The organism is Streptomyces sp. NPDC001549, from assembly GCF_042894025.1.
Lineage (GTDB): Bacteria > Actinomycetota > Actinomycetes > Streptomycetales > Streptomycetaceae > Streptomyces > Streptomyces kutzneri.
In genome coordinates this window covers 87,601-113,835 of record NZ_JBIAVJ010000029.1, presented here as the reverse complement: position 1 = coordinate 113,835, position 26,235 = coordinate 87,601, and the positions used below count along the sequence as shown (strand labels likewise).

Annotated in this window: 27 protein-coding genes; 16 read left to right on the top strand and 11 right to left on the bottom strand. The window is 71.7% G+C overall.

What is annotated here, in order from left to right; genetic code table 11:
* Positions 1-78 precede the first annotated feature (78 nt).
* Positions 79-1,395, top strand: coding sequence for a hypothetical protein (locus ACFY04_RS35630; protein WP_389123515.1), 1,317 nt, complete (start codon positions 79-81; stop codon positions 1,393-1,395).
* Between the two features lie 11 nt (positions 1,396-1,406).
* Here ACFY04_RS35630 and ACFY04_RS35625 read toward each other — a convergent pair whose 3' ends face one another.
* Positions 1,407-2,696: an ABC transporter substrate-binding protein gene (locus tag ACFY04_RS35625; RefSeq protein WP_389123512.1), complete on the bottom strand. Its 1,290-nt coding sequence runs from the start codon at positions 2,694-2,696 to the stop codon at positions 1,407-1,409.
* 195 nt (positions 2,697-2,891) lie between these two features.
* Between ACFY04_RS35625 and ACFY04_RS35620 the strand changes: the two genes are divergently transcribed.
* Positions 2,892-3,338, top strand: coding sequence for a hypothetical protein (locus ACFY04_RS35620; RefSeq protein ID WP_389123545.1), 447 nt, complete (start codon positions 2,892-2,894; stop codon positions 3,336-3,338).
* Positions 3,339-3,352: 14 nt separating this feature from the next.
* The gene (purU, locus tag ACFY04_RS35615) at positions 3,353-4,231 is read left to right on the top strand and encodes a formyltetrahydrofolate deformylase (protein WP_389123509.1); all 879 of its coding nucleotides are present in this window, start codon (positions 3,353-3,355) and stop codon (positions 4,229-4,231) included.
* A gap of 166 nt (positions 4,232-4,397) precedes the next feature.
* On the opposite strand, the gene ACFY04_RS35610 is transcribed toward purU, so the two are convergent.
* Entirely contained in the window at positions 4,398-4,916 is a 519-nt protein-coding gene (locus ACFY04_RS35610) for an EF-hand domain-containing protein (protein ID WP_389123507.1), read from the bottom strand.
* 301 nt (positions 4,917-5,217) lie between these two features.
* Here ACFY04_RS35610 and ACFY04_RS35605 point away from each other — a divergent pair, with 301 nt between their 5' ends.
* Both ACFY04_RS35605 and ACFY04_RS35600 read left to right on the top strand, forming a co-directional pair.
* Positions 5,218-5,781, top strand: coding sequence for a sigma-70 family RNA polymerase sigma factor (locus ACFY04_RS35605; protein WP_033223709.1), 564 nt, complete (start codon positions 5,218-5,220; stop codon positions 5,779-5,781).
* Positions 5,778-7,052, top strand: coding sequence for a zf-HC2 domain-containing protein (locus ACFY04_RS35600; RefSeq protein WP_389123504.1), 1,275 nt, complete (start codon positions 5,778-5,780; stop codon positions 7,050-7,052). The genes ACFY04_RS35605 and ACFY04_RS35600 overlap by 4 nt, the downstream gene beginning before the upstream one ends.
* Before the next feature lie 610 nt (positions 7,053-7,662).
* On the opposite strand, the gene ACFY04_RS35595 is transcribed toward ACFY04_RS35600, so the two are convergent.
* Positions 7,663-7,872: a hypothetical protein gene (locus ACFY04_RS35595; RefSeq protein WP_389123502.1), complete on the bottom strand. Its 210-nt coding sequence runs from the start codon at positions 7,870-7,872 to the stop codon at positions 7,663-7,665.
* On the bottom strand, positions 7,865-8,014 hold the full coding sequence (locus tag ACFY04_RS35590; RefSeq protein ID WP_389123500.1) for a hypothetical protein: 150 nt from the start codon (positions 8,012-8,014) through the stop codon (positions 7,865-7,867). Before ACFY04_RS35590 ends, ACFY04_RS35595 begins: the two co-directional genes overlap by 8 nt.
* A gap of 142 nt (positions 8,015-8,156) precedes the next feature.
* Between ACFY04_RS35590 and ACFY04_RS35585 the strand changes: the two genes are divergently transcribed.
* On the top strand, positions 8,157-8,918 hold the full coding sequence (locus ACFY04_RS35585) for an XRE family transcriptional regulator (protein WP_389123499.1): 762 nt from the start codon (positions 8,157-8,159) through the stop codon (positions 8,916-8,918).
* On the top strand, positions 8,905-9,372 hold the full coding sequence (locus tag ACFY04_RS35580; protein WP_389123497.1) for an NUDIX hydrolase: 468 nt from the start codon (positions 8,905-8,907) through the stop codon (positions 9,370-9,372). The genes ACFY04_RS35585 and ACFY04_RS35580 overlap by 14 nt, the downstream gene beginning before the upstream one ends.
* A 574-nt stretch (positions 9,373-9,946) precedes the next feature.
* Here the strand turns inward: ACFY04_RS35580 and ACFY04_RS35575 are convergent.
* Positions 9,947-11,500, bottom strand: coding sequence for an AMP-binding protein (locus ACFY04_RS35575; protein ID WP_389123494.1), 1,554 nt, complete (start codon positions 11,498-11,500; stop codon positions 9,947-9,949).
* A 133-nt stretch (positions 11,501-11,633) separates the two neighbouring features.
* Here ACFY04_RS35575 and ACFY04_RS35570 point away from each other — a divergent pair, with 133 nt between their 5' ends.
* From ACFY04_RS35570 to ACFY04_RS35555, 4 genes are all read left to right on the top strand, one after another.
* The gene (locus ACFY04_RS35570; protein WP_389123492.1) at positions 11,634-12,839 is read left to right on the top strand and encodes an amidohydrolase family protein; all 1,206 of its coding nucleotides are present in this window, start codon (positions 11,634-11,636) and stop codon (positions 12,837-12,839) included.
* Positions 12,839-13,996 carry an acyl-CoA dehydrogenase gene (locus ACFY04_RS35565; RefSeq protein WP_389123490.1) on the top strand — a complete coding sequence of 386 codons (1,158 nt, stop codon included), beginning with the start codon at positions 12,839-12,841 and terminating at the stop codon, positions 13,994-13,996. Before ACFY04_RS35570 ends, ACFY04_RS35565 begins: the two co-directional genes overlap by 1 nt.
* A 5-nt stretch (positions 13,997-14,001) precedes the next feature.
* Positions 14,002-14,916 carry an acyl-CoA dehydrogenase family protein gene (locus tag ACFY04_RS35560; protein ID WP_389123489.1) on the top strand — a complete coding sequence of 305 codons (915 nt, stop codon included), beginning with the start codon at positions 14,002-14,004 and terminating at the stop codon, positions 14,914-14,916.
* Between the two features lie 407 nt (positions 14,917-15,323).
* A complete protein-coding gene (locus ACFY04_RS35555) occupies positions 15,324-15,800 on the top strand; it encodes an ATP-binding protein (protein WP_314251800.1) in 477 nt (158 codons plus the stop codon).
* Between the two features lie 192 nt (positions 15,801-15,992).
* Here ACFY04_RS35555 and ACFY04_RS35550 read toward each other — a convergent pair whose 3' ends face one another.
* From ACFY04_RS35550 to ACFY04_RS35540, 3 genes are all read right to left on the bottom strand, one after another.
* A complete protein-coding gene (locus tag ACFY04_RS35550; protein WP_389123487.1) occupies positions 15,993-16,610 on the bottom strand; it encodes a TOPRIM nucleotidyl transferase/hydrolase domain-containing protein in 618 nt (205 codons plus the stop codon).
* Positions 16,611-16,765: 155 nt separating this feature from the next.
* Complete coding sequence (locus ACFY04_RS35545; protein ID WP_389123486.1) at positions 16,766-17,455, bottom strand: hypothetical protein; 690 nt, start codon at positions 17,453-17,455, stop codon at positions 16,766-16,768.
* 138 nt (positions 17,456-17,593) lie between these two features.
* Positions 17,594-18,520, bottom strand: coding sequence for a cyclase family protein (locus tag ACFY04_RS35540; RefSeq protein ID WP_389123485.1), 927 nt, complete (start codon positions 18,518-18,520; stop codon positions 17,594-17,596).
* A 120-nt stretch (positions 18,521-18,640) separates the two neighbouring features.
* Here ACFY04_RS35540 and ACFY04_RS35535 point away from each other — a divergent pair, with 120 nt between their 5' ends.
* From ACFY04_RS35535 to ACFY04_RS35525, 3 genes are all read left to right on the top strand, one after another.
* Positions 18,641-19,552, top strand: a complete 912-nt coding sequence (locus ACFY04_RS35535; protein WP_389123483.1) for an SDR family oxidoreductase — start codon at positions 18,641-18,643, stop codon at positions 19,550-19,552.
* A gap of 67 nt (positions 19,553-19,619) precedes the next feature.
* Positions 19,620-20,822 carry an acyl-CoA dehydrogenase family protein gene (locus ACFY04_RS35530; protein WP_389123481.1) on the top strand — a complete coding sequence of 401 codons (1,203 nt, stop codon included), beginning with the start codon at positions 19,620-19,622 and terminating at the stop codon, positions 20,820-20,822.
* Positions 20,819-21,886: a Zn-dependent alcohol dehydrogenase gene (locus ACFY04_RS35525; RefSeq protein WP_389123479.1), complete on the top strand. Its 1,068-nt coding sequence runs from the start codon at positions 20,819-20,821 to the stop codon at positions 21,884-21,886. The genes ACFY04_RS35530 and ACFY04_RS35525 overlap by 4 nt, the downstream gene beginning before the upstream one ends.
* 106 nt (positions 21,887-21,992) lie before the next feature.
* Here the strand turns inward: ACFY04_RS35525 and ACFY04_RS35520 are convergent, their stop codons facing one another.
* Positions 21,993-22,925, bottom strand: a complete 933-nt coding sequence (locus ACFY04_RS35520) for a D-alanyl-D-alanine carboxypeptidase family protein (protein ID WP_389123477.1) — start codon at positions 22,923-22,925, stop codon at positions 21,993-21,995.
* A gap of 196 nt (positions 22,926-23,121) precedes the next feature.
* A complete protein-coding gene (locus ACFY04_RS35515) occupies positions 23,122-23,739 on the bottom strand; it encodes a flavin reductase family protein (protein ID WP_389123543.1) in 618 nt (205 codons plus the stop codon).
* Between the two features lie 57 nt (positions 23,740-23,796).
* Between ACFY04_RS35515 and ACFY04_RS35510 the strand changes: the two genes are divergently transcribed.
* On the top strand, positions 23,797-24,285 hold the full coding sequence (locus ACFY04_RS35510) for a hypothetical protein (RefSeq protein ID WP_389123474.1): 489 nt from the start codon (positions 23,797-23,799) through the stop codon (positions 24,283-24,285).
* A 142-nt stretch (positions 24,286-24,427) separates the two neighbouring features.
* Positions 24,428-25,213, top strand: a complete 786-nt coding sequence (locus ACFY04_RS35505; protein ID WP_389123472.1) for a VOC family protein — start codon at positions 24,428-24,430, stop codon at positions 25,211-25,213.
* A 15-nt stretch (positions 25,214-25,228) separates the two neighbouring features.
* Here the strand turns inward: ACFY04_RS35505 and ACFY04_RS35500 are convergent, their stop codons facing one another.
* On the bottom strand, positions 25,229-26,032 hold the full coding sequence (locus tag ACFY04_RS35500; protein WP_314251777.1) for an enoyl-CoA hydratase-related protein: 804 nt from the start codon (positions 26,030-26,032) through the stop codon (positions 25,229-25,231).
* Between the last annotated feature and the right edge of the window lie 203 nt (positions 26,033-26,235).

Genomic DNA, 26,235 nt, shown 5'->3' with positions numbered 1-26,235 from the left:
TCTCACCGTGGCGGTGCGTGACGGGGTAGCGTGACCTGACGGTTCCGTAGGGTCGGGCGAGTCGGAGAAGGAGTCCCGGTGACGCAGAGCGGACAAGGGGGCGCCCCCCAGCCGGGTGCCCCGTGGGGTCCGGACCCGGCGTCCGGATACCCGGCGTACCCGGAACAGCAGCAGCCGCACCAGCAATACCAGCAGCAGCCGCAGCCCGGGGCCGCGTACGGCTATCCGCAGGCCTATCCCGGCCCGGAGGCCTATCCCGGCCCGGAGGCCGCGCCCGGGCATGTGGTGGGGCCCGGCTACGAGGGGCCGGGGGATCCGCACGGCTACGGCTACCCCCCGCTGCCCGAGGCGGCGACGCAGTACATCCCGCCGGTCCCGGCCGCTCCCGGCCATGACGAGGCGGCGACGCAGTACATCCCGCCGGTCCCGGCCGCTCCCGGCCATGACGAGGCGGCGACGCAGTACATCCCGCCGGTCCCCGCCGCTCCCGCGCACGAGGAGGCGGCGACCCAGTACATACCGCCCGTCCCCGCCGACCGGGCCGTAGACGGGTTTGACGGGCTCTTCCGGGGCGACGACTCCGCCGGGCACACCCAGCACCTGCCGCCGGTCCAGGAGCCCGTGCTGCGCCAGCCGCCGCCGCGCCCCCAGCCGCAGCGCCCGCAGCAGCACCAGTACCAGCAGCCCCGCCCGCAGCAGCCGCAGTACCAGCAGCCGCACCCGCAGCAGCAGTACGCCCCGCCCCCGCCGCCCCCGGAGCCCGCGCGCAAGGTCTCGCCCGCGATCATCGCCGCGGTGGTCATCGGCCTGGCCGTCGTCGGGCTCGGCGTCGGGTCGCTGCTCGCCGACGACAAGCCGCAGAACAACGACCCCGGCGCGGTCGCAGCCGCCCCGACCGCGAGCGGCGGCGCCGCCGCCCCCGGCGGCGAGGCCCCCGTCGACCCGGCCCGCCCGCAGGCCGTCCAGCTGGACAAGCTCCTCGCGGACAGCAACGACAGCCGGGCCGCGGTGATCAAGGCCGTGGAGGACATCAAGGGCTGCAGCAACCTCGACCAGGCGGCCGCCGACCTGCGCGACGCGGCCCGCCAGCGCGAGGAGCTCGTCACCCGCCTCCAGGAGCTGAAGCTGGACCAGCTCCCGGACCACGCGAAGCTGTCCGCGTCCCTGACCAAGGCCTGGCAGTCCTCCGCGGACGCCGACGACAGCTACGCGGCCTGGGCGGACGACGTGGACGACGACAAGTGCAAGGACGGCAAGGCCAAGGTCACCAAGAACGCCTCCGAAGGCAACAGGTCGAGCGGCGAGGCGACGAAGGCCAAGGAGTCCGCCGCGACCCTGTGGAACGCGATCGCCGGCAAGTACGGCCTCACCAAGCGGGACAAGTCCCAGCTCTGAGCCGTTGCGGGTCAGGCCATGGGCGGGGCGGTCACCAGGGTCGGGGTCATGTCCAGGGACTGCTCGCCGGGCTGCGCCACGAGCCGCCCGGCCTGCACGATCTGGAAGGTGACCCGGCCGTTGACGATGCGGGGGAAGCCGGCGACGGCGCGCATGTCCTGGTAGCGCCAGCTCAGGTTCGGGGTGAGGCCTCCGGTGTCGACCGGCTGCGCCTCGTTCAGGGCGCGCTTGACCACGCGGCCGGTGACGGGCTCGTCCTCCTTCAGGCGCTTGAGGATCTCGCTGAGCACGGTGTACGCGATCCAGGTGGTCTGCGCCCCGCTGTCGTCGGGGTCGACGCTGTCGTCGCCGAAGGCGAACTCGGAGACCACCTTCCGCATGGGCTCCCAGAGGGGATCGGCGGCCACCGGGTACCAGCTGGTCAGGTACGCCCCCTCGAAGGGGCTCTCCTTGCCGCCCGTGCGGTCCACCAGGGACTGGCTGACGCTGCCCAGGACGGAGGAGATCTGCGGCTTCTTGCGCTGGGCGTCGGTCCGGCGGAAGGCGTCGAAGAAGGTCTCGGTGCGCTCGCCGAGGACGGCGGTCACGCAGCCCTTCTCCTTTTCCTTCTCCTTTCCGGTGCCGCTGGTGTGCGCGAGGGCCTCGCGGGCCTGCGGTCCGAAGTCGGCGGAGTCCTCGGCGGCCCGGATGTCGGAGGCGTCCGCCATCTTGTTGGCCCGCAGCCCGGCGTTGAGCAGGACCGGCAGGGTGTCGGCCGCGAGGGTGTCCGGGCGGACCAGGGCGACCTGGCTGCAGGCGCGGCTCAGCTGGTGGCCGGCGCCTGCGATGAGGACGGGCTGGCCGCCGTTGACCGGGTACGACAGGGGGGACTGGAACTCCTCGGAGGAGACTCCGTAACCGCCGATGAAGGGGATGCCCTCCGCCTCCAGCGGGGCCATGAAGGCGCGTCCGTGCTGGCTGTAGGAGCCGACGACAGCGACGGCCTTCTCGGCGACGGCCTTGCGGGCGCAGTCGGCGGCGCCGGAGGGCGTGTTCTTCTCGTTGCAGGTCAGTACGCGCAGTTTGCGGCCGTTGATCCCGCCCTTGGAGTTCACCCAGCGCTCGTACGCCTTGGCCATGCCGGTCATTCCAGGCATATTGGTCGCTTTGGTGTCTTCAGGGGCGAAGGTCATGACGGTGACGGTTCCCCCGGAGCCCCCCGAGCCCCCGGGGAGTGCCCCGCACCCGGCGATGAGACACGCACCCATCGCCGTGGCCACGAAGGTGCGGGTGCGGGATACGGCGCGTCGCGAGATGGTCATGTCCATGCACCATTCCGCCCCACCGGTAACTGTCGAGTGAGATGGACACAACATCGGGTGACGCTCAGGTGAATTACGGGGGCGCGGTCCCCGTGGGCGCTTCAAGATCGCGCTGAACAGGAACGTACGATCGAAAGCGTGACATTCGCCCAAGGTTCGAAGAACTCTTCCCGACGCGGTGGCCGCTCCTCCACCATGGGCGGCATGCCCCTGAACGACATGCCCTGGTGGCGCTGGCGCAGCAACGTGCGCTCGGCGCTGCACATGCTTTCCGATCCGGTCTTCCACGAGGACACCTGGCTGGCCGGCGACGAGGCGTACGGCGACATCACCGACGCCGTGTACCGGCTCGTCGAGGACACCTGGCTCGACAGCTGGTCCGCCGAGAAGTACGTCGGCACGATCTTCCGTGACTCGCAGGAGGCGGCCGTCGTCGACCTCGCGGTGCTGCGGGTGCTCCGCATCCTCCACCAGGTCGGGCCCGACGCCCCCGTCTCCGCCTACCTGGAGCACCACGCGTGGCCCGAGGCGGTGCGTGCCGCGCGCGAGGCGCACGTACGGCTGGCGGAAGCCGACGGGGACGACCCCGACGTGCGACCTGCATCGCTCGATGTGTTGAAGATCCTCACCCGCGCGGTGTGAAAGGCTGTGCGGTCATGAGCGACCCGCACACCGAGGCCCAGGCCCAGCCCCAGTACGTCCTGACCATGTCCTGCCCCGACAAGCAGGGCATCGTGCATGCCGTGTCGAGTTACCTCTTCATGACCGGATGCAACATCGTGGACAGCCAGCAGTTCGGAGACCGGGAGACCGGGCTCTTCTTCATGCGGGTGCACTTCGAGGCCGAGCCCCCGGTGACGGTCGAGAAGCTGCGCGCCAGCTTCGCCGCGATCGGCGACTCCTTCAAGATGGACTGGCAGATCCACCGCTCCGAGGAGCGCATGCGGATCATCCTCATGGTGTCCAAGTTCGGACACTGCCTGAACGACCTGCTGTTCCGCACGCGGATCGGCGCCCTGCCGGTCGAGATCGCGGCCGTGGTCTCCAACCACACCGACTTCGCCGAACTGGTCGGCTCCTACGACATCCCGTTCGTGCACATCCCCGTCACGAAGGACACGAAGGCGGACGCGGAGGCACAGCTGCTGGAGCTGGTGCGCGCCGAGAACGTCGACCTGGTGGTCCTGGCGCGCTACATGCAGGTGCTGTCCGACAAGCTGTGCACGGAACTGAGCGGGCGGATCATCAACATCCACCACTCGTTCCTGCCGAGCTTCAAGGGCGCGAAGCCGTACCACCAGGCGCACGCGCGAGGTGTGAAGCTGATCGGCGCGACCGCGCACTACGTGACGGCGAACCTCGACGAGGGGCCGATCATCGAGCAGGAGGTCGAGCGGGTGGGCCACGAGGTGACGCCGGACCAGCTGGTGGCGGTCGGGCGGGACGTGGAGTGCCAGGCGCTCGCGCGGGCGGTGAAGTGGCACAGCGAGCACCGCGTGCTGCTCAACGGTGCCCGCACGGTCGTCTTCGCGTAGCGAAGTACAGCCCCGCCGGCGTTCGAGGCGCAGCAGGCCCGTGCAGGCCGGCCGCTGGGGGCGCTGCCCCCGGACCCCCCGTGCCTCAAACGCCGGCGAGGCTGAACATGCCGGCGGAGCCGAATGTGCGGCCGGGCCGGATGTACTGCCGAGCGCGCCGCAGGCGTTACGCGTCGGGGGCCTCCACGCCGCAGTAGCCCGCGAAGGCCGCCAGGATCTCGTCCTCCGAGATGCGGCCGTCGCGGTCCGCGTCCAGGGCCGCCGCCACCTGGGTGGCCAGCTCCGGGGCGGTGCCCAGGACGCGCAGCACCCGGGCCGCGTTCGGTGGGGTCGCGCCGCCGCCGTCCTCGTCCGCCACCGCGATCACGGCCCGCAGGAACGGCCGCGCGATCTCCGCGAACCGCTGCGGGTTGTCGCGCAGCCGCTTCGCGGCCCCGGTGATGAACTCCTCGCGGGACACCCGCTGGTCCCCGTCGACGTCCGCGATGCCGGCCATTCCCTGCCAGAAGGCCTCGGCGCCCGCGAAGACGGCCTGGCCCTTGTCCGACCGGGCGGTGGTACCGAATTCGGCCAGGACGGCCTTCGCGGCCGCGCTGAAGTCCTCCCGGTCGATATAGCCGGACCCGTCCTGGTCGAAGGTGGCGAATCGGGCGGCGATCTTGCGCTCGTATTCTGCGCTGTCCATTTCGGCGTTCCGCCTTCACATGTGCAGTGGGGTTCAGATCAAGACAAGGCAGGAGCGTAAGCCCTATGTGGCCTGAGCGTTAAGCGAAGTGGTCGAGGAGGCGGCCGCATCGAACCCGCGCACGGGGAGCGCGGTGGGGCGCGTACACCTGTCCCCATGTGCCGTCGGGCGTACCACCGTTCACGCCCTGCCACGCCCCTATCACGCAGGGCGCACTTCCAGGGTGAGGTTCTTCCAAAACAGGCGCGATCCGCCATGTGCCCACTACATTCGTTGAGTCGACACACGGCTGGGGGCATTCATGCCGAAGGACGCACCACCGCGCTGGGACCGCCGCATGCAGCAGCGGCTCGCCCGTGGCGAGGCCGCCGCGCTCGGGGAGCTGTACGACCGCTTCGCCTCGCTCGTGCACAGCCTGGCGCACCGGGTGCTGGGCGACGAGAAGGCGGCGGACCGGATCACCCGCGAGGTCTTCGGCTACATCTGGGAGAACCCGGACGCCTACGACCCCAAGCAGGGCTCCATGCGCTCCTGGGTCGCCCGGATCACCCAGGGCCAGGCGGTGGCCCGGCTGCGCCAGGCCGAACTGGGCCGCGGCTCACGCGAGGAGCTGGAGCAGAAGGTGCGCAGTGCCAACGCGGCCGCACGCGCCGACTACATCGTCACCTCGATGCCCGCGCCCCTGCGCGCCGCGCTGGAACTCGCGTACTTCAAGCGGCGCGACTACCGGCAGGCCGCCGCCGACCTGCAGATCAGCGAGGACGAGGCGCGGCGCAGGCTGCGGCTCGGGCTGCAGTTGCTGTCGACCGCCAACACCCTCCCGCAGGAGGAGACCGCCCGGTCCGGATATGGAACGCCTCGATGAACGGCCCTCCCCAGTCGCCCGATGACGGATACGCGCGTCCCGGAGGCCAGGCGCGGATACCGGGTCCGCGCGGGGCCGCGGACGACCTCGACCCGGGGCACGCGCCCCGGTCGATGCCGCCACCGCCACCGCCACCGCCACCGCCGCCGGCGCCGGCCGAGGTGCCGCCTCCGCCCTCGCACGCCGTGCTGAAGTCCCTGCTCGGGGCGTGGGCACTGGCGGCCTGCTCGGCCGAGGAGACCCAGGCGGTGGAGGACCACCTCACCGAGTGCGCGCCCTGCGCGGAGGAGGCGCTGCGGCTGCGCGACGCGGTGGGGCTGCTGCACCCGGAGGAGAACCTCGACCTGAAACCGCTGCTGCGCTCGCGCGTCCTGGAGGACTGCCTGGGCAAGCGGCCGGCCCGCATTCCGGTGCCGGTGTGGGCGAGTCCGTACGACACCGAGACCGCGCGGCTCGACGCGCTGCTGCAGGACTTCGGGGACTCGGAGTGGCACACCCCGGTGCGGCTCAAGTGGTTCGAGGAGGAGCGGCGGCGGTCGCATCGGACCACCGTGGCGGGGGTGATCGGCCATCTGCTGACGGTGGACGGGCTGATCGCCTCGGCGCTGGGGCTCGACGACCCGCTGGGTCCGGACGCGCCGAAGGGCGGGCCGACCGTGCGGACGGAGCACTTCTGGGGTGCGACTCCGTACCCGGTGACGCGGCAGGTCCGCGACCCGTGGCGGGAACAGGGCCACACCCTGGTGCGTACGGTCTCCTTCGCAGGCCGGGGAGTCGCCGAGCTGGCGGTGGACTACGGCGGCTTCGCGCTGCCGCTCGGGGACGCGTTCCTGGAACGGGCCTTCGAGTGCTGGGTGCACGCGTGGGACATCGCGGAGGCGGTGGACTACCCGTACGAGCCGCCGGCCGGTCCGCACCTGCACCGGATGATCGACCTGGCGGCGCGGCTCCTGCCGGGCGCGCTGGCGCAGCGCAGGCGCGCGGGTCTGGCCGCTCCGGCGCGGGGCCTGGTCGCGGCGGGCGCACCCGGGCGGACCCTGCACCTGGAGATCGAGGGCTCGGGCGGCGGAGGCTGGGACATCGCGCTGGACTCGCCGGGAGCGAAACCGTCGCCGGAACGCACGGTGGCGGAGATCGCCCTGGACGGCATCGAGTTCTGCCAGCTGGCCGCCGGGCACATCTCCCCGGAGGAGGCGGCGGTGGGCCAGCACGGCGACCGCGAGGCGATCCGCGACGTCCTGTTCGCGGCGGCATCGCTGAGCCGGTTGTAGGGGGTACAGGTCCCACGGGGGCGGGGCCTTCACCCCCTCGGCACCCCCGCCCCGGGGCGGCGGCTGCCTACCCACCCGCGGGGTGCGGCGGAAGCCGACGGGGGGGGCGGGGCCGGGAGGTGCGGCGGGGTACAGGGGCGGGGTCTGTGCTGGGCGGCATCAGAGCTGTTCCGGGGGTTTCCCGTCAGTCCCATCGTCTCTCCGGTTCGGGCCGGTCCCTCAAGGGCGCTCCCTTCGGTCGCGTCGCTACGCGATGGCCTTCGGCCACCCTTGACCGACCGTCCCGCCCCGGACGTACGAGGACAGCCGGGAAACCCCCGAAGGAACGGGCCGGCCGACAAGAGACCACCGGGGCGTCGGAGTGGCCCGGGCGGAGCCCGGAGCGCGTCCAATCGCTACGCGCTCCTGCCTGACAGCGTCCGCAAGCCTCTTGGGCTGGACATAGGCTGCCTCAGATCGCTACGCGCTGCCCTGGGACCGCGTCCGCAGGGCTCTTGGGCGGGTGTGGAGCCGCCATCGATCGCCAGACATGACCTGAGTTCGGCGTCTGCGAGTCGTGCGCGGCTTGGAACAAGACGCGTCCGATCTCTGCACCTTTCTACGTCGGGCGTCAGCCGGCAGGCTCGACGTTGGAAATCGACGTGGTGAACTCACGGCCGGATGCGTTTCGGATGTAGGCCAGTTCGACCCAGTGCTCGCGGCCCGAGTCCGAGACGCTTTCATTGATCACGGCCATCAGCTCACCCTCCACGCCAGAGGCGACGTCGCGGACGGGGCGGCGCAGCAGTCGGTGCGGTACGTATTCGTAGCGGTCACTCATCGACTTCTCGCTTCATGGTGCTGAGGAAACGCTCCCAGCCGACCAGGGCCCGGTCGAGCAGGTCCGAACTCGGCTCTCCTCTGGCAGCCACCGAAACGGCATCCTCCGTGCTGACGCCGAACGCCTCGATGTGTGGGCGCATGCAGATCACTCCTCGGTAGTCCCAGACCGGACACGTATCGATGCTCCAGCCCTCGTTGGAGCGTTGCTACCGCGTTCGCGGGACGTTTGGGACGATTCGGGAGTAGGTTCGTGCCGTCCCTGACGGGCTGTGGAGGCGAACCATGAATCACGCGCTGCGCCGAGCGATGGCGAATGCCAAGATGTCCGAAGCGCAGCTTGCAGAAGCATGCGGGGTCGACACGAAGACGGTCAGTCGATGGATCACTGCGCCGAACCGCAATCCTCATGCCCGCCACCGGTGGGCGGCCTCTGAGGCATTGGGTGAGGAGGAGGCAGCTTTGTGGCCGAACGCCGTACGGTCGGCACTCAGCACCGGGCCTGACCGGGAGATCGTCCAAGTCTTTCCCTATCGCTCGGCTGCGCCGACAAGCCTGTGGAAGTCTTTGGTGACGAAGGCACAGCGCGAGTTGGTGTTCGCCGGGTACACCAACTACTTCCTGTGGCTGGAGCAGGCGAACTTGTCCGGTGCCCTGAGGCGTAAGGCTGAGGGTGGTTGCAGGGTGAGATTCCTGATCGGAGACCCGGACAGTCCGGTCACTGCCGCGCGAGAGGCTGAGGAAGGTGTGCCGCTGACGCTGTCCACCCGCATTGCCGTCACGCTGAACGAGTTGGAGAAGCTGCACGAGGTCAGTGGGATCGAGGGCAGGTTCGAGACCGGGCACGTCAATCTTTCCGTCTTCCGGTTCGACGACGAGATGATCGTTACCCCGATCCTGGCGCGCAGGGTCGGCCACGATTCGCCGATGATGCATTTACGGCGGAGGCAGACGGACGGGATGTTCGACCGTTTCTCGGCTCATGTCGAAGAGCTGTGGAGCCGTGGCCGGGACATCCGAGAGGCGAGGCAAGATGCCCAGGCGTGACTACGAGGACGATCCCAACGCCCCGGTGGCGAACAGCCTGGTGCCGGCGGCCTCGGCGATCGTCGTCGACGACGACGGGCGGGTGCTGCTGCAACGGCGCACGGACAACGAGATGTGGGCTCTGCCGGGCGGCAAGATGGAATTCGGGGAGAGCATCGGCGACTGCGCGGTCCGGGAGACACTTGAGGAGACCGGCATCTCGGTCGTGATCGTGGGGATCGTCGGTACGTACACGAACCCCGGACACGTCTTCGCCTACGACGACGGAGAAGTCCGGCAGGAGTTCTCGATCTGTCTTCTCGCCCAGCCCACGGGCGGAAGCCTCCGGACGTCCGACGAGTCGCATGAGGTTGCCTGGTTCGCGCCCGAGGAAACGGACGATCTCCAGATGGTGCCCAGCATTCGCAAGCGCATCGACGACTGGCGCGCTGGTCGAGGACCTGTCGTTCGCTGACGTCGCAGACAGGCGGCGGCCCTGCGCGCCACCTGCCTCGGCCATCACCCGTGTGAGGGACACGCCCCATCGGTCCCAGGGCAGCGCGTAGCGATCTGAGGCGGCCTATGTCCAGCCCAAGAGGCTTGCGGACGCTGTCAGGCAGGAGCGCGTAGCGATTGGACGCGCTCCGGGCTCCGCCCGGGCCACTCCGACGCCCCGGTGGTCTCTTGTCGGCCGGCCCGTTCCTTCGGGGGTTTCCCGGCTGTCCTCGTATGTCCGGGGCGGGTCGGTCGGTCAAGGGTGGAGCGCAGCGACATCGCGAAGCGACGCGAGGAACGAGCGCCCTTGACGGGCCAGCCCGAACGGGAGAGACGATGGGACTGACGGGAAACCCCCGGAACAGCTCTGATGCCGCCCGGCTCGGACCCCGCCCCCTGTACCCCGCCGCACCTCCCGGCCTCGCCCCCGTCGGCTTCCGCCGCGCTCCGACCCCGCCGCGCCCCGGGGGCGGGTGGGCAACCACGGGCCCGGGGTGGTGACGCCACGGGGGTGAAGTCCCCGGGCGCGGTGGTGCCCGTACAGGCCCGCCCCCTTACGCGTACCGCTCCCGCAGTTTGTATTTCAGGATCTTGCGCAGGGCCTCGTTGCGGGGAAGGGTCTCCAGGAGTTCCAGTTGTTCCGGGAGCTTGTGGGTGGCCAGGCCCTGGGTGCGGAGGTAGGCGGTCAGCTGGGGGAGGGTCAGGGGGGCGGCTTCCGGGGGTTGTTCCACCACCGCGCAGACGCGTTCGCCGCGGGCCGGGTCCGGGAGGCCGATGACCGCCACGTCCGTGATGCCCGGGAGCTGGTGGAGGAGGTCCTCGATCTCCTTCGCCGAGATGTTCTCGCCCTTGCGGATGATGACGTCCTTGCTGCGGCCGGTGAGGACCAGGTAGCCGTCCTGCGTCAGGTGGCCGAGGTCGCCCGTGATCAGGTAGCCGTCGGGGTCGAAGGCATCCGTCGACCCGTCGCGGTTCAGGTAGCCCTGGCAGACGGCCTCGCCCCGGAGGCGGACCTCGCCGTCGGTGTCCGGGGGCAGCTCGGTGCCGTCCGGGGCGGTGATGCGGATGGACATGCCCGCCGGGGGGCGGCCCTCGGTGGTGGCGAGGTTCTCGGCGGTGTCGTCCGGGGAGCCCATGGTGATCATCGGGACCTCGGTCATTCCGTAGCCGTGGGTCAGCTGGCAGCGCAGCTCCCGTACGACCGCGTGGTAGATCTCCGGCGGCTTGGGGGCGCCGCCGCCCGCCAGGAGGCGCAGGGTGGGGATGAGGGGGACGTCCGGGGCCTTGCGCTGCTCGGTCAGGAACATGGAGTAGAAGGCGGTGGAGCCGCCGGCCACGGTGACCCCGTGGCGGCGGTAGCCGTCCAGCGCGTCCGGCATCGCGAACTTCTCGAAGAGCACCGCGGGGAAGCCGTACAGGAGGAGCATCACCAGGTAGTCCGGGCCGCCTATGTGCGCGTACGGGAAGGCCATGGAGCCGACGTCGGACGGGCTCAGGCGGAGGGCGTGGGCGAGGCAGGAGCCGCCCGCGATCAGGGAGCGGTCGGTGTGCAGGACGCCCTTGGGGTCGGAGGTGGTGCCGGAGGTCCAGTAGATCCAGCGGACGCCGGTGCCGGAGGCGGGCGGTGGGGGGAGTACGGCCGGGTCGCCGTCGGGGAGGTCCGCGTAGGCCTCGAAGACGCCGCGCGCGCCGAGGCGGGCGGCCATGGCGGTGTGGTCGAAGCCGCGCCAGGTTCCGGGGACGGCGAAGTACTCGGCCTTGGACTCGCGGAGGGCGAAGCCGACCTCGCGGTCCCGGTAGAAGGGGATGACGGGGGTCTGTACGGCGCCGATCCGGGCGAGGGCGGCGGAGAGCAGCACGGTCTCGATGCGGGTGGGGAGCTGCCAGGCGACGACGGTGCCGGGGCGCACGCCCATGGCGTGGAGGCCGGCGGCGACGCGTTCGGAGCGGTCGCGCAGTGCGCCGAAGGTGAGCCGGCGGTCGTGTGCGGGGTCCTCGGCGGCTTCGGTCAAGGCGGTGGTGTCCGGGGTCAGCGCGGCCCGGCGGGAGATCAGTTCCCACAGGGTCCGGGACCGGCTCAGTTCTGTCGCGGTCGCGGTGTCCGTCATCCCAGACCTCCCCATAGCTGACGGATAGTCAGATCAAGCGCAGAGCGTAGAGCGCCGACGCTTGTCGGTCCAGGGGTGGCGGGGCTAGCTTGTTTCTGACGATCCATCAGATCGGTGAATTGGGGAGACTTTCATGGAACTGGGACTGCCTCGGATCATCAGCGTCGACGACCACGTGATCGAGCCCGCGCACCTGTTCGACGTCTGGCTGCCCGCCAGGTACCGCGACCGCGGCCCCAAGGCGCTCACCGCCGGCATCGGCGAACTCGCCTACACCGGCGGCAAGTACGTCATCACCATGGACCCCGACGGCCCGCCGACCGACTGGTGGATCTACGAGGACCTGAAGTTCCCGTACAAGCGCAACATCGCCGCCGTCGGCTTCGACCGCGACGACATGACCCTGGAGGGCATCACCCGCGAGGAGATGCGCCGCGGCTGCTGGGACCCCAAGGCGCGCCTCGCCGACATGGACCTGAACCACGTCGAGGCGTCCCTGTGCTTCCCGACCTTCCCGCGCTTCTGCGGGCAGACCTTCGCCGAGGCCCAGGACAAGGAAGTGGCGGTCGCCTGTGTCCGCGCCTACAACGACTGGATGGTCGAGGAGTGGTGCGGCGACAGCGGCGGCCGGCTGATCCCGCTGTGCATCATCCCGCTCTGGGACATCGACCTGGCGGTGGCGGAGATCCGGCGCAACGCGGCCCGCGGGGTGAAGGCCGTGACCTTCTCCGAGATCCCCACCTACCTCGGGCTCCCCTCGATCCACTCCGGCTACTGGGACCCCTTCTTCGCCGTCTGCCAGGAGACCGGCACGGTGGTCAACATGCACATCGGGTCCAGCTCCCAGATGCCCGCCGCCTCCCCCGACGCACCCCCCGCCGTCCAGGCCTCGCTCAGCTTCAACAACGCGATGGCCTCGATGATGGACTTCCTCTTCAGCGGCGTCCTGGTGAAGTTCCCGACGCTCAAGCTCGCCTACAGCGAGGGCCAGATGGGCTGGATCCCCTACGCCCTGGAACGGGCCGACGACGTCTGGGAGGAGCACCGGGCCTGGGGCGGGGTCCGCGACCTGATCCCCGAGCCGCCGTCCACGTACTACTACCGGCAGATGTTCTGCTGCTTCTTCCGCGACAAGCACGGGATCGCCTCCCTCGACGTCGTCGGACGCGACAACGCCACCTTCGAGACCGACTACCCCCACGTGGACTCGACCTTCCCGCACACCAAGGAGGTCGCCCTCGACCACGTGAAGGGCCTCGACGACGAGACGGTCTACAAGCTGATGCGCGGCAACGCCATCCGCATGCTCGGCCTCGACCTGGACAAGAGCCGCCGCTGATGGACCTGACCTACACCGAGGAGGAGCAGGACTTCCGGGCCCACCTGCGCGAATGGCTCGCCAAGGTGCTTCCCGAGCTGCCCGCCAGGCCTTCCCCCGACGACTGGCCGGGCCGGCGCGCGTACGACCTCGGCTGGCAGCGCAGGCTGTACGAGGCCGGGTACGCGGGCCTGCACTGGCCGGTGGACGCGGGCGGCCGCGGGGCCACCCCGACCCAGCACCTGATCTTCCTGGAGGAGACCGAGCGCGCCGGGGCCCCGTACGTCGGCGCGAACTTCGTCGGGCTGCTGCACGCCGGCCCGACCGTCGCCGCCGAGGGCACGGCGGAGCAGCGGACGCGCTGGCTGCCGCCCGTACTGCGCGGCGACGAGGTGTGGTGCCAGGGGTTCAGCGAGCCGGACGCGGGCTCCGACCTGGCCTCCCTGCGGACGCGGGCCGTGCGCGACGGCGACGACTACGTGATCAGCGGGTCGAAGATCTGGACCTCGCACGCGGAGGTCGCCGACTGGTGCGAGCTGCTGGTGCGCACCGATCCCGGGGCGCCCAAGCACCGGGGGATCTCCTGGCTGGCCATGCCGATGGACGCGCTGGGGGTGACCGTACGGCCGCTGCGCACGCTCGCCGGGTCGGCGGAGTTCGCGGAGATGTTCCTCGACGGGGTACGGGTCCCGGTGGCCAACCGGGTCGGCGCGGAGAACGACGGCTGGCGGGTCACCATGGTCACGCTGTCCTTCGAGCGGGGCACCGCCTTCGTCGGCGAGGTCGTCGCCTGCCGCCGGACCCTGGGGGAACTGGCCCGGACGGCGAAGGCCAACGGCCGGTGGGACGACCCGGTGCTGAGGCGCAGGCTGGGCCGGCTGTACGGGGAGTTCGGCGCGCTGTGGCGGCTCACCCAGTGGAACGTCAGCGAGGCCGGGCGATCGGCGGGCGGGGTCCCCGGCATCGGTGGTTCCGTCTTCAAGCTCGCCTACTCGCACGCCCGCCAGGAGCTGTACGACACGGCGGCGGAGGTCCTCGGAGCCCAGTCCCTGTCCCTGGAGGAGGAGTGGACCCTGGACCGGCTCTCCTCCCTCTCGTACACGATCGCGGCGGGCACCTCGCAGATCCAGCGGAACATCGTCGCCGAGCGGATCCTCGGCCTCCCGAAGGGCCGGTGAGGGGCATGGACTTCCAGCCGACCGAGGACCAGAAGGATCTGCGGGCGGGCGTACGGGACCTGCTGGCGGGCCGGTACGGACGCGAGGCGCTGCGGGCCTCGGTGGACACGGGTGTGAGCGTGGACCGCGCGCTGTGGCGGGAGCTGGGCGAGGCGGGCTTCTTCGCACTGCGTCTGCCGGAATCCGAGGGCGGTGTGGGCCTGGGGCTGCCGGAGGCGGTCCTGGTCTTCGAGGAGGCCGGGCGGGCGCTGGTGCCGGGCCCGCTGGTGGCCACGCACCTGGCCGCCGGGGTGGTCCCGGGGGCGGCGGCGGGGACGGCGGTGGTGAGCGCCTTCGACCTGGGCGGGCCGCTGGTGGCCCACCTCGGGGAGGCGGACGCGGTGCTGGGGGCGGCCGAGGTGCCGGCGGGCGAGCCGGTGCGTTCGGTGGACCCGCTGACTCCGCTGCACCGGGTGGCGGTGGCGGGCGACTCGTCGGCGTACCGGGAGGCGGGGGCCCTGCTGACGGCCGCGCTGCAGCTCGGGAGCGCGCTGCGGACGGTGGAGCTGGCGGTGCGGTACGCGGGCGAGCGCGAGCAGTTCGGGCAGCCGATCGGGGCGTTCCAGGCGGTCAAGCACCTGTGCGCGCGGATGCTGGTGCGGGCGGAGGTGGCCCGTACGGCGGTCTACGCGGCGGCGGTGACGGGGGACGCGGGCGAGGTGGCCGCGGCCAAGCTCCTCGCGGACGAGGCGGCGGTGCTGGGCGCCCGGGACTGCCTGCAGGTGCACGGCGGGATGGGCTTCACCTGGGAGGCGGACGTGCACCTGCACCTGAAGCGGGCCTGGGTGCGGGCCGAGCAGTGGCGGACGGCGGCGCAGGCGGAGGAGCTGCTGGCGCAGGAGCTGCTGGGCTCGGCGGGGCAGGCGGGCCGGGCGGGGTAGCCGGCCGCGTCGGACACGGGGGCCACGTCGGCCGGTCGGCGATTCGGCGGGGCGGCGGGTCGGCGGAGGACCCTCGGCGGACGTTGCTCACGGTGATGTGGAGGCACGGGAAGGACGGCGCGGGACGCATGTCCGATTACAGAGAGTTGATATCGGTTTGTGTCCTTCGCCCAACTCATTGCGGCCCGGAAGCGGGGGCCTGCTCCGGTACGCTCCCACGAATGCGAGCGGTTGAGCGGCGCGAGCGTCGCACAGTATGCACCACGCCCCCTCCTTCGCGCGTGAATATGCCCGAAGCGCTTGTTGTGGTGACTGTATGTCAACCATGCTGCTACGGAAGGGGATCACAGTCGGTGATCCCGTCCTGTCGCGAGGCGAAGTGTCCGCCGGTTCGGATGGTGTGAGCGGTGCAGGTGCTTCAGGTTCAGCTTGAGGTCGGTGCGGATCCCGCCGAGGTCGGCCGGGCCCGCCGGTGGGCGCGTTCCCGGTTGGCGGGGTCGGGCATAGGGGACGACGAGCCGCTCGCCGAGACGCTGATCCTGCTGATCTCCGAGCTGGTCACGAACGCGGTCGTGCACACGGGCTGTCCGGCCGTGCTGCGGATGCTGTTCGGGGGGCCGGGGGTGCGGGTCGAGGTGGCCGACGCGAGCGACCGGGCGCCGAACCGCCGGCAGGCGTGCGGGGAGGACACCGGCGGACGCGGCCTGGAGCTGGTCGACGGGCTGGCGGACCGCTGGGGCTGGCAGCGCGAGGGCGCGGGCAAACGGATCTGGTGCGAGATCGACCGCGCGCAGAAATCGACCTCGGACTGCGCGTCCGAGCGGCCCTCGGACGGCCCGTCGGAATTTCATACCCCGCCGCGGGAACCACGCGTGTACCTCTAACGAGGTGTTGACGGTTCGTCACATCTTGATCACCCTGGTGTGGAGCGATTCGACGCGAGGGGACGCCAAGGGCAGGCCTTGACGAGTGCGGGTCGTGGGGTGGCGGCTGCCGTGCCGCGCTCGGGGCGTGCATGCGCGTCGCCGCCACCCGCAGAACCCGCCGGGCCGCGTCGAGCGGCCCGGCCCGACCGGTCACAGGCTCGCGAGGAGATCGTCGAGCGGCGCCGGTGTCTGGCCGGGGCCGAGGGCCTCGACGAGGAGGCGGCCGTAGCGGATCTTGCGGCCCTTCTTCGTGCCGAGGAAGCGCCGCAACTGCCGCTGCCGGGGCCGGCCGTGCTGGGCGGGCTGGCGTACGAAGGTCTCCCAGGAGCGGAGGTCGCCCTCGGCCCGGAGGATCTCCTCGATCCGCGCGGTGCCCAGTGCCCGGATGAGTTCGTCCTCCAGGTCCGCCACGCACACGAAGAAGCCCTGCCGCGGCGCCCCGGCCCGTTCCAGCGCGCGGTCGTAGAAGGGCTGCTCGCGCTCGTCGCACAGTCCGGTCAGGCGCAAGCCGAGGCCGGGCGGCCCGAGGAGGCCGGTGTAGCGGGCCACGCTCATCGCGCCGCCCATCGGTACGACGCACACCCCTTCGGCGGCGAGGTCGCGGCCGCGCCGTGCGGCCAGTGCTTCGACGGCCGCGTGGTCGCTGGGTCCTTCCAGCAGCACCGCCGTCCGCACGTCCAGGCGGGCGGCCAGCTCGCCGGCGGCCTCGCCGGGACCGCCGCTCGCCCAGTCGTCGAGCGCTTCCCGGAATGCCTGCATGTCCGCCATGGGGTGAGTTTGCGCCTTCACCGACGCCGGGGCACGGAATTTTCGGCGGCGGCCGGCGGTCGGTGGCGGCGGTGGATGGCGGCCGGCTGCTGTCGCCCGCCGTCCCGGGCGCCGTGCCGGGACAGCGGGCGGTCACGTTCCGGGGTGTCTCTGTCTCAGCCGTCGGTGCAGATCACGTCGTAGGGGCGGCCGACGGCCATGGTCAGCTGGAGGGGCTTGGTGGTCCCGGACGGGCACTCGCTCTTCGTCTTGACCAGGCCGAGCACCTTGGCCTTGCCGGAGCCGCAGGGGACCTCCTGGGCCTGGGCGCTCACGCAGTCGCCCTGGACCAGCTGTCCGCCGCCCGCGCCCGCGTCGCCGGGGTGGTCGCCCGAGATGTTGCGGCCGCAGACCGTGTTGGTGGGGATGCCGCTGCTCTTGCCGTTGTAGGAGATGCTGACCTCGATCATCAGGTCGGTGCCGGCCGGGCACTGGATCGAGCCGGGAAGGATGCTGGCGTCCTTGATGTCGATGGCCTTGAAGGTGGCGCCGGAGTCGGAGCAGCCCTGCCGCTTGTACCCGTCGGGGGCCTTGGCCGGGTCGGGGCCGCCGCAGTCGCCGACCTTCCACGCGCTGGAGGTGTCGGAGGAGGACTCGGGGTTGCCCGGGTCCTTGGACGGCTTGGCGGACGGGGACGCCGTGGTGGGCGCGGAGGTCTTGGACTTGCCGTCGTCGCCGCCGAGCAGCTTCGAGGCGCCGTAGACACCGCCGACGACCAGGACGATGGCGAGGAAGGCCACGAGGCCTCCGTTCGACCGGCGTCTGGGGGCCTGGGGCGGCGGTGTTACCTCGTACGGGTTGGCCATGCGCTTCTCCTGCAGTGAGGGTGGTGGGCTCCATGGGTGATGCGCGAACGGTGACGCGTCATGTACACCTCATGGTTCCACGCTGCCGTACGCCCCGGGGGCGGTGCGGCAAAGCCCCCGGGGCGGAATGCCGTCGGATCAGAGGACGGCCACCGGGGCCACGGGGGTTCCGGTGCCGCCGACGAAGGGTTCCGGCATCGCGGAGAGGAGGAACGCGTAGCGGTTCTCTTCTGCACAGGCTGTGGACAACTTTTCGAGATTCCAGTTCTGGCCCTGGTGCATGCCCATCTCGACCAGGTGGAGGGCGTGGACCGGGAGCCACAGGTTCTCGATCTCCGGCGGGAAGATCTCGAAGGTCAGCGTGTCGTTCGCGACGGCCGCCACGTCCCGCGCGTGGAACCACTCGGGCGCACGGACGGACAGCCCGGGCGAGGGGAAGCCGTAGCCGTGCTTGTCGCCCGCCAGGTAGACCTGGATCTGGCCGGTGCGGACCAGGACGATGTCGCCGGGGCGGACGGTGACCCCGCCGAACTCCTCGGCCTCGGCCAGGTCCCCGGGGGTCACCGCGTGGTCGCCCGGCAGCCGGTCCAGCCCCTTCGCGCGCGCGACGTCGAGGAGCACCCCGCGCGAGACGATGTGGCCGGCCTTGTCTATGCCGCTGAACTCGGCGCGGCCGTGGGCTGTGATGGTGCCGGCCGGGCGGCCGTTGTAGATCTTCCCCGAGTGCGAGACATGGGTGAGGGCGTCCCAGTGGGTGCCCGCCTGGAGACCCATGCTCACGGCGTCGTCGCTGCAGGCCACCGTGCCGGGACCGAAGAGCTCCTGATTGATCTGCACCATCGTGTGCAGCGGGTTGATCCGGCCGGGGATCATGCCGACCTGCACCCCGTCCTCCTTGAGCGGGAGGGCGAGCGGGATCCGGCGGCCGGTGCGGATCTCCGCCGCGGCGCCCCGGACCACCTCGTCGGTGATCAGGTTCAGTGTGCCGATCTCGTCGTCGGCGCCCCAGCGCCCCCAGTTGTTGACGCGCTTGGCGATGTCGTGGAACTCGGCGGGCAGGGTCATGGGCGTCGACGGCTCCTTGCGTGGATGCGGCGGTTACGACGGCAACGAGGGCTTGTGCAGGTGTATCTGACTACCCATAGAATCTAACGGTCCGTCAGAAATCGCGGGAAGGGGCCGGACGTGGGGAACTTCTTGGCAGGCAAGGTCGTCGCCGTCACCGGCGCCGGCCGGGGCATCGGGCGGGCCGTGGCACTCGCCGCGGCCGCCGAGGGCGCCAAGGTCGTCGTCAACGACTACGGGGTCGGGATCGAGGGCGCGGAGCCCACCAGCGAGATCGCCGAGGCCGTGGTGAAGGAGATCACCGCCCTCGGCGGGGAGGCCGTCGCCGTCGCCGACGACATCTCCACCATGGCGGGCGGCCAGCGCCTCGTCGACACGGCGCTTACGCGGTACGGCCGCATCGACGGCGTCGTGTGCGTGGCCGGCATCCTGCGCGAACGGATGCTGTTCAACATGTCCGAGGAGGAGTGGGACCCGGTCATCGCCACCCACCTCAAGGGCACCTTCACCGTGTTCCGCGCCGCCTCCGCCGTCATGCGCAGGCAGGGCACGGGCACCCTGATCGGCTTCACCAGCGGCAACCACCAGGGCTCCGTCGCCCAGGCCAACTACAGCGCCGCCAAGGGCGGGATCATCTCGCTCGTCCGCTCCGCCGCGCTGGGCCTGGCCAAGTACGGGGTTACGGCCAACGCCGTCGCACCCGTCGCCCGCACCCGCATGTCCGCGGGCGTCCCCATGGAGCTCAAGGAGATCGGCGAGCCCGAGGACGTGGCGGCGCTGGTCACCTACCTGCTCAGCGACCGGGCCAGGGCCGAGGACATCACCGGGCAGGTCTACACGATCGCCGGCCCGAAGATCGCCGTCTGGGCGCAGCCGCGCGAGCTGCGCGCCGGATACGCCGAAGGCTCCTGGACGCCGGAGAAGATCGCCGACTTCCTCCCCGGCACGGTGGGCACCGACCCGATGCCGATGCTCGCGCAACTGGAGGCCATGGCCAAGGCGGCGGCCGCCAAGGACCGCCCCAACGCGTAGGCCCGGACCGCACCGGACCGCACCGGCCCGGACCGCACCGGACTGCACTGGACCAAGGGGGAGCGGCGTGGACTTCAGCTTCGGGGCCGAGGACGAGGAGCTGCGCGGGCGCGCCCGGGCGTGGCTGTCGGAGCACCTCGTGGGCTCGTACGCACAGGCCGTCGGCCTCGGCGGACCGGGCAGTGAGCACGAGGGGGCCGGGATCCGGCGGGCGTGGGAACGCGAGCTCGGCCGGGGCGGCTGGATCGGGCAGGGCTGGGAGGCCGACGGGTGGGGAAACCGGCGGCTCTCCCTGACCGGCCAGGTGGTGTGGGCCGAGGAGTACGCGGCCCTGCGCGCGCCCGGCCGGGTCGGCCACATCGGCGAGAACCTCCTCGCCCCGACCCTCATCGCCTACGGGTCGCCCGAGCAGCAAGGCCGCTTCCTGCCCGGCATCGCGCGGGGCGAGGAGCTGTGGTGCCAGGGCTACAGCGAGCCGGACGCCGGGTCCGACCTCGCGGGGGTCCGTACGGCCGCGGTCCGGGACGCGGCCGACGGGCTGTACCGGGTGACCGGCCAGAAGATCTGGACCTCGCTCGCCCACGACGCCGACTGGTGCTTCGTGCTGGCCCGTACCGAGCCCGGCTCGCGCCGTCACCGGGGGCTGTCCTTCCTGCTCGTACGCATGGACCAGCCCGGCCGCGTCGAGGTCCGGCCGATCCGGCAGATGTCGGGCACGAGCGAGTTCAACGAGGTGTTCTTCGACGGGGCGGTCGCGGCGGAGGTCGTCGGCGCCGAGGGCGACGGCTGGACCGTGGCCATGGGTCTGCTCGCCCTGGAGCGGGGGGTCTCGACCCTGGTCCAGCAGATCGGGTTCGCGGCGGAACTGGAGCGCGTCCTGGCCGCGTACGCGGCGCGGGCCGCCTCGGGTGCCGGTGACCCCGTCCTGCGGGACCGGCTGGTCCGGCAGTGGGCCGAGCTGCGCACGATGCGGTGGAACGCGCTGCGCACCCTCGCCTCCACCGGGGATCCGGGCGCGCCCAGCGTGGCCAAGCTGCTGTGGGGCGGCTGGCACCGGCGGCTCGGGGAGCTGGCGGTGGAGGTCCGCGGCGCGGCGGCCACGGCCGGGCCGGCGGGCTGGGCGCCCGGGCTCCCGTACGAACTCGGACTCGACGAGGAGCAGCGCCTGTTCCTGTTCACCCGTGCCGACACCATCTACGGCGGCTCGGACGAGATCCAGCGGAACATCATCGCCGAGCGCGTGCTCGGCCTGCCTAAGGAGTCCAGGTGAGAGGCGTCGTGTTCGACGGCAAGCAGGCTCAGGTGGTCGACGACCTGGAGATCCGGGACCCGGGGCCCGGGGAGGTGCTGGTCGCGATCGGTGCGGCCGGGCTGTGCCACAGCGACCTGTCGGTGATCGACGGGACGATCCCCTTCCCACCGCCGGTGGTGCTCGGGCACGAGGGCGCGGGGGTCGTCGAGGCGGTGGGCCCGGGGGTCACCCACGTGGTGCCGGGCGATCACGTGGCGCTGTCCACCCTGGCCAACTGCGGGGCGTGCGCGGACTGCGACCGGGGCCGGCCGACGATGTGCCGCAAGGCGATCGGGATGCCGGGCCGGCCGTTCTCGCGGGGCGGGACGCCGCTGTTCCAGTTCGCCTCCAACTCCGCCTTCGCGGAGCGCACGATCGTCAAGGCCGTGCAGGCCGTGAAGATCCCGGCCGACATCCCGCTGACCTCGGCGGCGCTCATCGGCTGCGGGGTCCTCACGGGGGTGGGGGCGGTACTGAACCGGGCGCGTGTGGACCGCGGTGAGACGGTGGTCGTCATCGGCACCGGCGGCATCGGGCTGAACGTGCTGCAGGGGGCCCGGATCGCGGGCGCCACGACGATCGTGGCGGTGGACGCGAACCCGGCGAAGGAGGCGGTGGCCCGGCAGTTCGGCGCGACGCACTTCATCGACGCGTCCGCCGTCGCCGACTCGTCGGCGGCGGTCCGCGAGATCCTGCCGACCGGCGCCGACCACGCCTTCGAGTGCGTGGGCAACGTCAAGCTGATCCGCCAGGCGATCGACCTCCTCGACCGGCACGGGCAGGCGGTCCTGCTCGGCGTGCCCGGCTTCCAGGAGGAGGCCTCGTTCCTCGTGTCGTCCATGTACCTGGACAAGACGATCATGGGCTGCCGGTACGGGTCCTCGCGCCCGCAGCGCGACATCGCGCTCTACGCCGAGCTCTACCGGCAGGGCCGGCTGCTGCTGGACGAACTGGTGACGGAGGTCTACCCGGTCGAGGACTTCGCCAAGGCCGTGGACGACGCCCACCACGGGCGGGTGGCCAGGGGAGTGCTCACCTTCTGACCCGCCCCCGTCCCCGTCCCCGTCCTTGCCGCTCCCCGGAAACGACTCGGCTCCTCCGCCGGCGGGAACGCGCCCGCCGGCGGAGGAGCCGTGAACCGTGTCACCGTCAGTCGAGGACGTCCGGGATCGGGTCGGTGTTGCCGCGCTGCAGTGCCGCCCCGGAGCCGGCGCTCGAACCGAGCGCCCAGTCCATGAGCTTCATGGCGTCCGCGTAGCGCTCCTCGTCGTTCAGCAGGACGCCGATGACGGTCTTGCCGTTACGGGTCGCGGAGTAGACGAGGCACTTGCCCGCGGCGGTGCCGGTGCCGGTCTTGACACCGATCGCACCCGGGTACGCGTAGCCGGTGGGACGCTCCCTGATCAGCAGGTTGCTGTTGCCCCACGTGGCGTCGGTCGAGGTGCCGCCGGTGCTGTAGGTCTTCGCCTGCACGAGCTTCGGGAAGGTGATGCCCGACATCGCGGACTTGGTGAGCTTCGCGAGGTCGCGCGGGGTCGTGAGGTTCTTGCCGGTCGGCGAGATGCCGTCGAAGGAGTCGTAGACGGTCTTGGTCATGCCCAGCGACTTCGCCTTGGCGTTCATCTGCGCGATGAAGTCCGCCTTGCGGGCCGCCGTGGTCGTGCCCTTGCCGAAGGTGTCGGCGAGCGCGTAGGCCGCGTCGCAGCCCGACGGGAGCATCAGCCCGTACAGCAGCTGGCGGACCGTCGGGGTGGCGCCCACCTTCAGGTGGGCCGAGCTCGCGCCCTCGCGGACGACGTAGTCCGCGTACTCCTTCTTGATGGTGACCTTCTTGTTGAGGTCCACATTGGGCGTACGGAGCACGACGTGGGCCGTCATGATCTTCGTGGTGCTCGCCCCCTGCCGCTGGGTGTCAGCGGCCTTGCCGGTGAGCGTGGCCCCGCTGGTGCCGTCGATCAGGATCGCGCCTGCGGCCGTGACGGGGGGTGCGGCGACGGGAGCCGCCGACGAGGCCGGCGAAGCGGCCACCAGGAGGGCCCCGGTGGCGACCGTCACGGCGACCGCGCCGCGCGTGCGGCGCATCAGGTTCAGTATCAAATCAAATCCCCGCGTATCCGAAGAATTCCGAAGGGACTGGAACACCGAGGGAACACCGAGGTGCCCAGCCCGTGGGGGAGCTTACGCAGCGGACGGACGCGGGGACATCGAACTGCGGGAGCGGGACCGGTCAGCGACCCGTCCGGCGGTCGGCCCGTCACTCGGCCCGTCAGTCGGCCCGTCAGTCGGCGAGGCGCCCGAAGCGGCCCTTGTGGAAGAGGAGCGGCTCGCCTTCGCCGGCCGCGCCCATGGCCACCACCCGGCCCACGACGATGAGGTGGTCCCCGCCGGTGTGGACGGCCTGGATCCGGCAGTCGATCCAGGCGGGCACGGCGTCGAGCTGCGGTGATCCCGTGACGGGGGCGGGGGTGTGGGTCACCCCCGCGAACTTGTCCGCGCCGCTGACGGCGAAGGACCGGCACAGCTCGCCCTGTTCGGCGCCGAGGATGTTGACGCAGAACACCCCGGCGCGGGCGATCCGCGGCCAGGTGGTCGACGTACGGGCCACCATGAAGGTGACCAGGGGCGGGTCGAGGGACAGCGAGGCGAAGGACTGGCAGGCGAAGCCGGCCGGGCCCTCCTCGTCCTCGCCGGGCGGCGCGGTGATGACCGTGACCCCGCTGGCGAAGTTCCCGAGCACGGCCCGGAACTCGGCGGGGGACACGGGCGCGCGCTCGTTTTCGCCGACGGCCCGCAGGTCGGGACGCGGCAGGGCGTCGACGGACTCGGGTTCCCGCTGCGCCGAGGCGGAGGTGGGGGAGCCGACTGACCTGAGGTATCGGACGACGGTGGCCGCCATCCCTGCATGTCCCATCACAGCAATGATTGAAGCTGACGGTTCGTCAGATAGGAAGGGGTGGACCGCGGATGGTGGGCGTCGGCACCTGGCGCGGAAGCGGTCTTCGCCGGGCGGCTGCTGACAGGGCCGGCCCTGCTCGTCGTCCTGGGTGGGCCGTACGCGACCGACGGGGTCGTGGTGAACGGCTACGGGCTGCCCGGGGCGTGGCTGCCGCTGTACGTCGGCACGTGGCGCGGTGAGGACGGCGGGACGGTCCGGCTTCGGGAGGGCGGCGAGCTCGCTGCCGAGGACCTCCCGGCCGGCCCGGGCGACGGCTTCGTGGCGCGTTGCACCGCCTCGGGCACCTGGCGGGAACGGCCGGCCGGCGCGCGGTTCGACCAGCGGGCCGGGGTGGACCTGATCGTCAGCGGCTGCCCCGGCTGGGAGTCGCAGTGGAGGAGGCCGGGCCCGCGGCCCGCCCGGAGCTCCACCCGGTCGGTGACCCGGGCGACGGCGCCATGCGCCCTGTGGCGCTCCGGCCCGCCGGACCTCCTCATCTCGTCGTGATCCCCGGCCGCCGCGCCGAGCATCCCGTTCCCCCACACGGGTGAAACCCCCCGTCTTCGTGGGTCCGTGCGCCCGGGCGCGGGTGGAGGCTCGGCATCGTGGCAGCGACCTCGTACCGCCGCCGTAGTCCCGGGAGGACCCCATGCTCGGCACCGACTTCACCACCGGATCACCCAACTGGCTCGACCTCGGCAGTCCCGACACCGAGGCCGCCGCCGCGTTCTACAGCGCCGTCCTCGGCTGGGAGTTCGTCTCCGCCGGGCCCGAGGCGGGCGGGTACGGGTTCTTCCAGGTCGACGGCAAGACCGTTGCCGCGCTCGGGCCGCTCACCGAGGAGGGGGCCACGTCCGCCTGGATGCAGCACTTCATGACCCCCGACATCCAGGCCACCGCGACGGCCGTCACCGCCGGCGGCGGCAAGGTCCGGATGGAGCCCATGGACGTCATGGGAGAGGGCTGGCTGGCCCAGTTCACCGACCCGCAGGGCGCCGAGTTCGCCTGCTGGCAGCCCGGGAAGACCGCCGGACTCCAGCTGACCTCCGCCGACAACACGCTGGTGTGGACCGAGCTCCACGTGGCGGACCCCGTCGCCGACATCGCCTTCTACGCCGGGGTGTTCGGCTGGCGCAGCGCCGAGATGCCCGCGCCCGGAATGACGTACCGGGTGCTGAGCACCGCCGGCGGAGACCAGCAGGACGCCTCCTTCGGCGGGGTCGCCCCCTTCCTGGGGGAGAGCGAGGGCGAGCAGGCGCGCTGGGTGCCGTACTTCGCTTCGGCGGACGTCGACGCCACCGTCGCGGCGGCCAAGGCGAACGGCGGATCGGTGCTCATGCCGGCCACCGACCTCCCGGAGGTCGGCCGGATCGCCTGGCTGGCCGACCCGGCCGGAGCGGTGTTCGCGCTCCTCAAGCCCGACCCGCGGATGTAGTACGCCGCGCCGGGGTCAGCGGCCGAGGTACTTGGGCGTGCGGCGCTCCACGAAGCTCGCCACGCCCTCGTTGGCGTCGGCGGTGGTCATGTTGATCTCCTGGGCGGTGGCCTCGGCGGCGAGTGCGGCCGCCCGGTCGCCGTCCAGGGAGGCATTGACCAGCTGCTTGGTCATGGCCAGGGCCCGGGTGGGCCCCTGGGCGAGCCGCTCGGCCCATTCGCGGGCCGTCGCCTCCAACTCCTCGGCCGGAACCACCCGGTTGACCAGACCCAGGCGCTCGGCCTCGGCGGCGGGGACGGCGTCGCCGAAGAACATCAGCTCCTTGGCCTTCTGCGGCCCGACGAGCCGGGGCAGCAGATACGCGCCCCCGCCGTCGGGTACCAGGCCGCGGCGGACGAACACCTCGATGAAACGGGCCGGTTCGGCGGCGATCACGAGGTCGCAGGCGAGGGCGAGGTGGGCGCCGATACCCGCGGCCGTGCCGTTGACGGCGGCGAGGACGGGCTTCTCGCAGTCGAGCACGGCGGTGATCAGGCGCTGCGCGCCGAGGCGGATCATACGGGCGACGTCACCGGCGACCCTCTCGCCCGCGGGGGCACTGCCGCCGCGCAGGTCGGCGCCCGCGCAGAAGCCCTTGCCGGTGGCGGTGACGACGACGGCCCGCACGGCCGGGTCGGCGGAGGCCTCGGCGAGCAGCGCGATCACGCGCTCGCGCTGGTCCCAGGTGACGGCGTTCATGGCCTCGGGGCGGTTGAGGGTGATCCAGGCGACGCCGTTGTCGATGCGGTGGAGGACTTCGTCCTCCGTGATGCCGGTCATGGTGAACTTCCGTTCGGGGGATGGGTGCGGCGCCGTTGCCGAGGGCTCCGCCCCCGGACCCCCGCGCCTCAAGCGCCGGCGGGGCTGGAGGATCCAGCCCGCGCGGCGTTTGAGCGTACGGGCGCGCAGCGCACGTACAGGGTCCGGGGCGGAGCCCCGGGAAGCGGCGAAGGGGCGGGGCGGGGAGAAGGCTCCGCGCAGCG

Excerpts from the sequence above, each read along its gene's own strand:
- ACFY04_RS35625 (WP_389123512.1), bottom strand. The coding sequence starts at position 2,696 with ATGACCATCTCGCGACGCGCCGTATCCCGCACCCGCACCTTCGTGGCC.
- ACFY04_RS35620 (WP_389123545.1), top strand. The coding sequence starts at position 2,892 with ATGGGCGGCATGCCCCTGAACGACATGCCCTGGTGGCGCTGGCGCAGC.
- purU (WP_389123509.1), top strand. The coding sequence starts at position 3,353 with ATGAGCGACCCGCACACCGAGGCCCAGGCCCAGCCCCAGTACGTCCTG.
- ACFY04_RS35610 (WP_389123507.1), bottom strand. The coding sequence starts at position 4,916 with ATGGACAGCGCAGAATACGAGCGCAAGATCGCCGCCCGATTCGCCACC.
- ACFY04_RS35605 (WP_033223709.1), top strand. The coding sequence starts at position 5,218 with ATGCCGAAGGACGCACCACCGCGCTGGGACCGCCGCATGCAGCAGCGG.
- ACFY04_RS35600 (WP_389123504.1), top strand. The coding sequence starts at position 5,778 with ATGAACGGCCCTCCCCAGTCGCCCGATGACGGATACGCGCGTCCCGGA.
- ACFY04_RS35595 (WP_389123502.1), bottom strand. The coding sequence starts at position 7,872 with ATGAGTGACCGCTACGAATACGTACCGCACCGACTGCTGCGCCGCCCC.
- ACFY04_RS35590 (WP_389123500.1), bottom strand. The coding sequence starts at position 8,014 with ATGCGCCCACACATCGAGGCGTTCGGCGTCAGCACGGAGGATGCCGTT.
- ACFY04_RS35585 (WP_389123499.1), top strand. The coding sequence starts at position 8,157 with ATGAATCACGCGCTGCGCCGAGCGATGGCGAATGCCAAGATGTCCGAA.
- ACFY04_RS35580 (WP_389123497.1), top strand. The coding sequence starts at position 8,905 with ATGCCCAGGCGTGACTACGAGGACGATCCCAACGCCCCGGTGGCGAAC.
- ACFY04_RS35575 (WP_389123494.1), bottom strand. The coding sequence starts at position 11,500 with ATGACGGACACCGCGACCGCGACAGAACTGAGCCGGTCCCGGACCCTG.
- ACFY04_RS35570 (WP_389123492.1), top strand. The coding sequence starts at position 11,634 with ATGGAACTGGGACTGCCTCGGATCATCAGCGTCGACGACCACGTGATC.
- ACFY04_RS35565 (WP_389123490.1), top strand. The coding sequence starts at position 12,839 with ATGGACCTGACCTACACCGAGGAGGAGCAGGACTTCCGGGCCCACCTG.
- ACFY04_RS35560 (WP_389123489.1), top strand. The coding sequence starts at position 14,002 with ATGGACTTCCAGCCGACCGAGGACCAGAAGGATCTGCGGGCGGGCGTA.
- ACFY04_RS35550 (WP_389123487.1), bottom strand. The coding sequence starts at position 16,610 with ATGGCGGACATGCAGGCATTCCGGGAAGCGCTCGACGACTGGGCGAGC.
- ACFY04_RS35545 (WP_389123486.1), bottom strand. The coding sequence starts at position 17,455 with ATGGCCAACCCGTACGAGGTAACACCGCCGCCCCAGGCCCCCAGACGC.
- ACFY04_RS35540 (WP_389123485.1), bottom strand. The coding sequence starts at position 18,520 with ATGACCCTGCCCGCCGAGTTCCACGACATCGCCAAGCGCGTCAACAAC.
- ACFY04_RS35520 (WP_389123477.1), bottom strand. The coding sequence starts at position 22,925 with ATGCGCCGCACGCGCGGCGCGGTCGCCGTGACGGTCGCCACCGGGGCC.
- ACFY04_RS35515 (WP_389123543.1), bottom strand. The coding sequence starts at position 23,739 with ATGGCGGCCACCGTCGTCCGATACCTCAGGTCAGTCGGCTCCCCCACC.
- ACFY04_RS35505 (WP_389123472.1), top strand. The coding sequence starts at position 24,428 with ATGCTCGGCACCGACTTCACCACCGGATCACCCAACTGGCTCGACCTC.
- ACFY04_RS35500 (WP_314251777.1), bottom strand. The coding sequence starts at position 26,032 with ATGACCGGCATCACGGAGGACGAAGTCCTCCACCGCATCGACAACGGC.